This window comes from Succinivibrio dextrinosolvens, assembly GCF_900116345.1.
Lineage (GTDB): Bacteria > Pseudomonadota > Gammaproteobacteria > Enterobacterales > Succinivibrionaceae > Succinivibrio > Succinivibrio dextrinosolvens_B.
Genome location: NZ_FPAH01000072.1, coordinates 1 through 7,696, shown reverse-complemented (window position 1 = coordinate 7,696; position 7,696 = coordinate 1). Strand labels below are relative to the sequence as shown.

At 37.0% G+C, this 7,696-nt stretch carries 6 protein-coding genes; 1 reads left to right on the top strand and 5 read right to left on the bottom strand.

What is annotated here, in order from left to right:
- Positions 1-210: 210 nt before the first annotated feature.
- From BM308_RS12865 to gmd, 5 genes are all read right to left on the bottom strand, one after another.
- Positions 211-567 carry a hypothetical protein gene (locus tag BM308_RS12865; RefSeq protein WP_074945767.1) on the bottom strand — a complete coding sequence of 119 codons (357 nt, stop codon included), beginning with the start codon at positions 565-567 and terminating at the stop codon, positions 211-213.
- Positions 568-960: 393 nt separating this feature from the next.
- Entirely contained in the window at positions 961-3,063 is a 2,103-nt protein-coding gene (locus BM308_RS12860; protein WP_074945765.1) for an acyltransferase family protein, read from the bottom strand.
- Between the two features lie 115 nt (positions 3,064-3,178).
- Positions 3,179-3,925: a WecB/TagA/CpsF family glycosyltransferase gene (locus BM308_RS12855; RefSeq protein WP_074945763.1), complete on the bottom strand. Its 747-nt coding sequence runs from the start codon at positions 3,923-3,925 to the stop codon at positions 3,179-3,181.
- Between the two features lie 18 nt (positions 3,926-3,943).
- Positions 3,944-4,858 (bottom strand): GDP-mannose 4,6-dehydratase, encoded by a 915-nt coding sequence (locus BM308_RS12850; RefSeq protein WP_074945762.1) that lies wholly within the window; start codon positions 4,856-4,858, stop codon positions 3,944-3,946.
- Positions 4,855-5,889 (bottom strand): GDP-mannose 4,6-dehydratase, encoded by a 1,035-nt coding sequence (gmd, locus tag BM308_RS12845; RefSeq protein ID WP_074945760.1) that lies wholly within the window; start codon positions 5,887-5,889, stop codon positions 4,855-4,857. The genes BM308_RS12850 and gmd overlap by 4 nt, the downstream gene beginning before the upstream one ends.
- Positions 5,890-6,141: 252 nt before the next feature.
- On the opposite strand from gmd, the gene BM308_RS12840 reads away from it, so the two are divergent.
- Entirely contained in the window at positions 6,142-7,581 is a 1,440-nt protein-coding gene (locus BM308_RS12840; protein WP_074945031.1) for an ISAs1 family transposase, read from the top strand.
- Positions 7,582-7,696: the final 115 nt, after the last annotated feature.

Here is a 7,696-nt window from a genome sequence, read left to right as displayed (position 1 = left end):
AGTTTCTCTTTTTGGTTGTAGATAACTTCACCCAGATGAGAGATACCAAGGCGGTCAATAGTATTCTTTGACAAATGAAATTTATAGGCGATTTGGTACGAGGACAGTTGTGAGGTTGTAATATCTTTTACAATATTTTTGACTACCTCGGGATCTATGCTACTCATAGTGACTCCTTAGCAAACTAATAATTTGCTAAGATCGTACTATTTATGCGGGGGTGGAGCTAGGTACTAAAAAGTTAACAATTACCATGTGTAAGCCAGATCTAAGCTGCTCATCGTAGATTTCATTCCATTTCTTGTAGTTTGCTAAGCCACGACTTGTTTGTAGATATCCATCAACTCCTTCTTTTTTTATTTTTCGGAAATGAAGTCTTAACGTTGATATAGAAGGCATATATCCAGAAGGAAATATCTCCTTTATAAGTGAGGGAAAAACCTTTTGATAGAACGAGTAACAAGAAAGTTTTGATTCTTCGAAATGATTATAGATTTCAACCCAGTCAATTGTCATAGAAGTAAAGGATTGGTACTGGGATGTTATTTCAATTTTAGGAGTATCCATGTCAGACCTTTTTATCAATATCGACATGGATATTTTGCAACTTCAAATATTGAATGTCAGTTCGGTGATGAGAAAGTTACGTCGTTAATAGCTCTTCATTACAGAATGTAAAAGTCTATTATCAGCCTAGAGGTATTCTGTCATCAAAGAGTTCGATTTTAATAGAATCAACATCTAAGATTCCTGATAATCTGAAGATTGGTTTTATGCGAGACAGAGGAACCGAACTTGAGGAATATACTCTTTCTAATCCAATAAAGATAATGGATCGCTATTATGTGGGATTAACTAGAAGATTGCCTGCAATATGAAGTATTACGATCCTAAATTAAGTTTTAACCAAGTCCTCGTCGTTTATGTGAAACATAATGATAACGAGGACTTAATTTTGTATTAAAGAAGATTATTCACCATCTTCATAAGATGCTTTCCAATGTATAGAGATCCTTGATAGCTTAAATGTCCAGTATCTCTATAAAATATTTCTGAATTATTTTTGAGCTTGCAAATTCCGTTTTGGCAGAATAACGACTCAGGATCAAATACTTCAACGTTTTTGTAATCTTTAGCAATATCTTTAATAATTTTGTTGTGAACATCTCTCATGTAAGAAGTTTCATTACGTGAGAACGAACATTTGCCTTGCGTTATTGTAACCGGCCTGTTGTAGCAAAGAGATGGATCAAATGGAACTTGAGGATTATCTAAGGCAATTATAACCTTGCGCTCCTTTAACATCTCAAGGGATCTTCTGATACAGTTTTCAAAAATTTTCAGAGGATCTTTTTCATTCGGATTTTCCATATCTACATAGTCGTTAATATTACTTGCTAAATCTGCCAAAATTATGACCTTTAGGTTTTTATGTTGTTCTATATAACTGTATGCATCTCCAATTCTTTTATACCAATCCATTCTTTGTTGGATATTGGTTTTCAGATTAAAGAAAGGCGATTGACTGCCCATAGGAAAAACAGCCACTCCGTTACCACTGTTTTTGTAGACAGTTGAGAGTCCATAGAATAAATGCGCTGCATGGGAACTTCCAACAATAGCAATATTATTTTTATTTTGCTCTTTTTGCCATGCACATGTGGTAGGTGTATCTAAATCATTCCAGTGTTGAAAAACAGCCTTACAGTTGTCTATGTATTTGTCATCCATACTAAACATTTCGTTGGTTTTATATTTATTTATAGATACTTCTGGTGCCGTATAGACTGGTTGATTTGGAAATCTAAAGCTTAAACCATCACTGTGATATATTCTATTACCTATTATTCCAACACATACAAGAGTTATGAATAGGATTCCAGTTTTTATTCTTGAATGTTTTCCGTATCTTAGAGGTGGTTCAATAAACAGATATGTCAATATTGCCATGATTACTGCAATAAGATCTGCGGTTAAGCGTATCCACCTATCTGGTGTTTGACCTTCACATATATATGCAAAAGATAGTAGAGGCCAATGCCAAAGGTACAAAGGATAACTTATAAGTCCAAGGAAAACCATAATTCGGTTAGAAAGAATGTACTTATTTACTATGGCTTCTCGTCCTGCAGCTATAATCAAAAGAGCGCCAATAACAGGTATTAATGCTATATAACCAGGAAAGTTTAAATCATTCTTTACTTTAAAAATTCCAAATATAATTAAACAAATACCTGCAACAGATAGAATGTTTTTTATAATATTCTTTTTGTTGTTATCTGTTGGATTTCTAAAGATAAGATTAGCTATGCAGTCTGTAATACGATACTTTATTAAAAGATTATGCGTACTTTCTATAAAGCTTGAATGATAATTTACTATATATGCTAGTAAAGCTCCAATGCTAAGCTCCCAAAATCTACAATATGGGAGATAGAATGAATATGATTGGTTATCGTGCTTTATTCCATTCTTATTTAGGATAAATGAAAACGCTGTAAAAGCCGTTAAACATAAAATAAAGTTTAGATTAAATCTATAGAAAAGAAAAAGGATAATTGGAAAAATAAGGTAGAATTGTTCTTCAACACCTAAAGACCATAGATGAAGTAAAACTTTTGTATTTGAATCTGGATTAAAGTACTTACTACTTTCCCTATACAACATAATATTGTTAGTATATGTTGCACCTCCAAAAGAATGTTTTCCTAATAATCTGTATTCTTCTGGTAAAAGTACGTACCACCCAATTACAAGGGAAAACACTAAAACAGTAATTAGCGCAGGAAAAATTCTTCTTATTCTACGTAAATAGAAATCAAATAAATTAAGTTGTCCCGGAAGGTTTGGATCGAATAGATTTCTATATATTATTGAGGATATTAGGAACCCCGAAATTACAAAGAATATGTCGACACCAATAAAGCCACCTTGCATGTATTTAGGAAAAGAATGAAAAATAACAACTGAAATGCAAGCTATGGCACGCAAGCCGTCTATATCAGAACGATAATTAAGGGCTTTACCCCCCCCCATAGAAAATAACTTGTTGTTATTAAACATCTTTTATAATCTCATTAAGGCTAAGAAAAAGTAAAATAGGATAAATCTTACTAATTATACCATTTCTTGTGGAGATTATGGGGGAAAGAATAATACTAGCCCATTTTCCGCTCTCTCACTTTGCTTTTTTCCCATACTTTTTCATTATTGGAATAATAGATACAGCATCTTTCCAATATCTTTTGGTCAATCTGGCAGGATCTTGTGTTATTCTGTAGAACCATTCAAGTCCGATATTTGACATCCACTTTGGGGCTCTTCTTACATTTCCTGCTTCAAAATCAATCGTTGCACCTATCGAAATTGATAACGAAGCATTTATTCTATCTCGAATCCTATATATAAATTTCTCCCCCTTAGGTGACCCAAGAGCTACAGCAAGGATATCTGCACAGGACGCATTGATCCTGTCAATGATACTCTCAACAGCATCTTCATCCTTTTCAAATCCTATAGGAGGGGAGTAAGTTCCAACTATCTGAAGACCTTCATATTTACTCTTAAGGTTCTCTGCAGCTTTAACAGCTACCCCTTCAGCAGCACCAAGAATGTATATCTTGTATCCTTCTTTTTCTGCCATCCTACACATTTCAGGAAAAAAATCTGCTCCTGAAATCTTTTCTTTAATAGGAGTTCCAAGCATCTTAGCAATCCACAGTAACGGCATTCCATCCGTAAGAATTAAATCCGCTTTATCATATATTTTTTTAAACATCTCATCTTTTTCTATGAGCACAATATGATCCATATTTGGGGTGACAACATATGAATGCTTTCTCTCACGGATCAATCTATCTGTCTCTACAATCGCTTCACTCATAGTCAAATTATCGACATGAGTATTTAAAAACTTCATTCTCATTGAGCCACTCCCGTTTGATTATTCATGTTCTCTCCAATAATCAAGAGCATCTTTTAATATAGTCTCAAGTTTTAATTTTGGCTGCCATCCTGTGTGTAAAGTCAGCTTATCGTGATTCCCGCAAACTACAGGAGTATCGCATGGACGCATCCGAGCCGGATCTTTTCTGACTTCAATCGGAACCTTAGCCATTCTCACTAGCTTATCAAGGATTTCCTGTGCCTTATGTGTAATGCCAGAGGAAATATTGTAAACCTCCCCAGAGTGGCCTTTCTCAGCAATAAGGCGGATTGCTCTGCAGGCGTCTTTCACATGAGTGAAGTCTCGCGCAGACTCAAGATTTCCTACTGACAAGAATTCTTTGTTTCCAGATTCAACTTCGGCAATGCCAGAGGAAAAATCAGATATAATGTATCCTTTCGACTGTCCTGGGCCACCAAGGTTAAACAAACGAATCATGCAAATGTCCATTTCATAAAAGCGGACATATAGCTGAGCAAAAAGTTCCTGAGCATGTTTAGAAATTGCGTAAGGAGTAATAGGTTTAACTGGAATGGCCTCTGTAACGTTTGCTCCGATCTCTTTAAGGTTTCCATATTCATCGGAAGAGCCGACAGCAATAACTCGAATCGAAGGATTCACAGATCTCACCGTCTCCAAAATATTAATTAGACCAATCGTGTTCAATTGAACTGTCAACTGAGGCTTCTTCCAGGACAAGCCAACATTTGCCTGTCCCGCCATGTTAATTATCACATCAGGCTTATGCTTCTCAAGAACATTCTGAATCATCAACGGATTCATGATATCCATAGCAACAGTACCTTCAGTAGACTTCAGATCACAGAGTACTACCTCATATCCGTTTGTCTCAAGCTCAATTGCTAAATGTGTCCCTATAAAACCTGAACTTCCTGTTATTAATGCCCTCACTTCAGACCTGCCTCTTTCTTAGCAAGCTGAAGATCGTGATCTGCCATGATCCTGCATAATTCCTCATAGCTCGTCTTCTGAGGATTCCATCCGAGTTTAATTTTTGCCTTAGTAGGATCTCCCCAAAGATTTACAACATCTGTTGGGCGATACCATTTCGGGTTGACGCAAACTAGCATCTTGCCGGTCTTTTTGTCATAGCCTTTCTCGTCCATTCCTTCACCCTTCCACTCGAGCTCAATACCATCGTTAGCAAAAGCTAGTGAGGTGAACTCTCGAACAGTATGTTGAACACCTGTTGCAATGACATAGTCATCCGGCTCGTCCTGCTGAAGGATCAGCCACATGCATTCAACGTAATCCTTGGCATATCCCCAGTCTCGGTAAGAATCAAGATTACCAAGTTCCAAATAGTCCTGTAGTCCACAGGCAATCCGACCGGCAGCAATCGTAATCTTTCTCGTTACAAAGTTGGCGCCACGACGCTCGGATTCATGATTAAAAAGAATTCCATTGCAAGCAAAGACACCATAGGCTTCACGATATTCCCTAATCATCCAATAACCATACTGTTTAGCTACAGCGTAAGGACTGTAAGGATGAAACGGAGTATTCTCATTCTGAGGAGCTTCCTCGACCTTACCGTAGAGCTCCGATGTAGATGCCTGGTAGATACGGCATTTTTTATCAAGGCCAGCGGTGTGAACTGCCTCAAGAATACGAAGAACACCAAGCGCATCGACATCACCGGTATATTCCGCCGCATCGAAGCTAACCTGGACATGACTTTGCGCCGCAAGATTATAGATTTCATCTGGTTGAACTTTCGTAACAATGCGAATGATGCTAGAGGAGTCAGATAGATCTCCCTCGTGAATAATTAGCTTGTCGATGATATGATCAATACGCGATGTATTAGAAACTGAGGTGCGACGAACAATACCGTGAACCTCGTAGTCCTTTTCGAGCAACAACTCAGCCAAATAAGAGCCATCCTGTCCGGTAATACCTGTAATCAATGCTTTTTTCATATTATTTTCTATCCTTATTCATACACAAAATCATACATGGTTTCTTAAGCAATATAAATATGGCGCCAACACCATTTGAAGCTTATCACAAAAGCTAAAAGTGTTGGTTCATAAAATTAATATAAATTAATCAGTTAGTTAGCCTACTGATTTTGCTCTTTCAAAATGTGATTCAAAGATCAAAACTTTTGTTGAATAATTAATATTCTTAACTCTGAAATCTAAAGTAACCGATTGATAAGAATAGTAATTATGTCAAACGAAGTATCTCCTGCTGTAAATTTTCTTGAAGGCGCATCTTTTCTTCAAAGAATTATTGAGCTTAATCTCAGTGATCCGCGTAATCCAGAGAGGATAGTTTATCCTCTGTATGTAATAGCTACTGTAGTACTGTTAGCAAGATTATCTGGATATGAAAACAGTCATGAGCAGGTATTGTTCTGGAAAAAGCATGTTAAGGAACTTCAGCAGTTAATCTATGGATTAGGGGATAAAGTCGCATCTGAGCAGACTATCCGAAGGGTTATAAGTATTATTGATTCCAATGAACTGGTAAAGTTTCTGACGGATTACTTTGTAACTCACAGAGATAATTCTGATAAACCTATTGGCTCAATAGCCTTACAGGACAGAGAGATTGTTGCTGCAGAAGGACAGAACATCAGAGGTACCAGACAGAGTAAGAATGGCAATGATGAACGTAAGCATGGTGGGTATGACGTTGTCAGCCTTTATTCATCAACCTATGGTTTAACCTTGAGTCAGACTATAGTAGATAAGAAAAAACATGAAGCGGAAGCAATCCTTTGCATGCTTAAAAAGGTCAACCTGCAAAATACCATTCTTACCTGGGATTCCCTTAATACAAGACCAGGTACGATATCTGCCACCGTGGATGTTAATGCAGACTGTGTTGTGGGACTAAAATCCAATCAGTCCACTCTTGAAGAGGATGTCAGAACCGCCTTTGAATTTGTCGACAATGGTAAATACAAACATGAGGTTCTGTCTGCAATCAGAGTTCTTGATGAGCACGGCAGAATTGAGACCAAGCAGATAGATATCCTTGAGATGAAACATGTAGTAAGGTCTGAACTCAGAAAGAAATGGGCAGATGTCCATTCTGTCATCAGAGTAAGAACAGTCAGACACTTCAAAAGTTCAGATGTAACACTGCAGGATGAAGATAGATATTTCATCAGCTCAATTGTTCCAGATGGACTTGATGAAAAGTTCGCTGAAACCATGCTTGATATTATTCTCCAAAGATGGGGAATTGAAGCCAGACACTGGGTAATTGATGTTGTATTCCGTCAGGATGCTCTTCCTTTGAGAAATAAGGATTACATTACTAACAGCACTGCCTGTACCAAGCTCGCATGCAACGTATTAAGCTACATCAGAGAAAATGTTCCTTATTATCAGGGGAAAACATGGTCATTTAAATCTTTACAGATTGTGGCACAGGATGCTGAAGTAGGATTTATGTTCTTAAAAGCCTTCTTTACTCAGGATATGTCTCAAATAGAGAATGACGAAAGATTCATCGGTCTCTTTTACAAACATCCTGAATCGACAGGAAATGATGTCCCTGATGATTTGGAGAACAGTGGTTTTCAATCCAGTATCGACGACGATACTCCATTAGAGAAGTTTGCTAGGACCAGAAAGAAAATCAAAGCGAAGAAATAGCTTTAATCTTGAATCAAATTTTGAAAGAGCAAAGCCAAAGTTAGTGAATAACCTTGGGACTTTGTCGTGCCTGAAAAAAAACAGGCATAACAAAAATTTTTATTTCAGCAGAAAT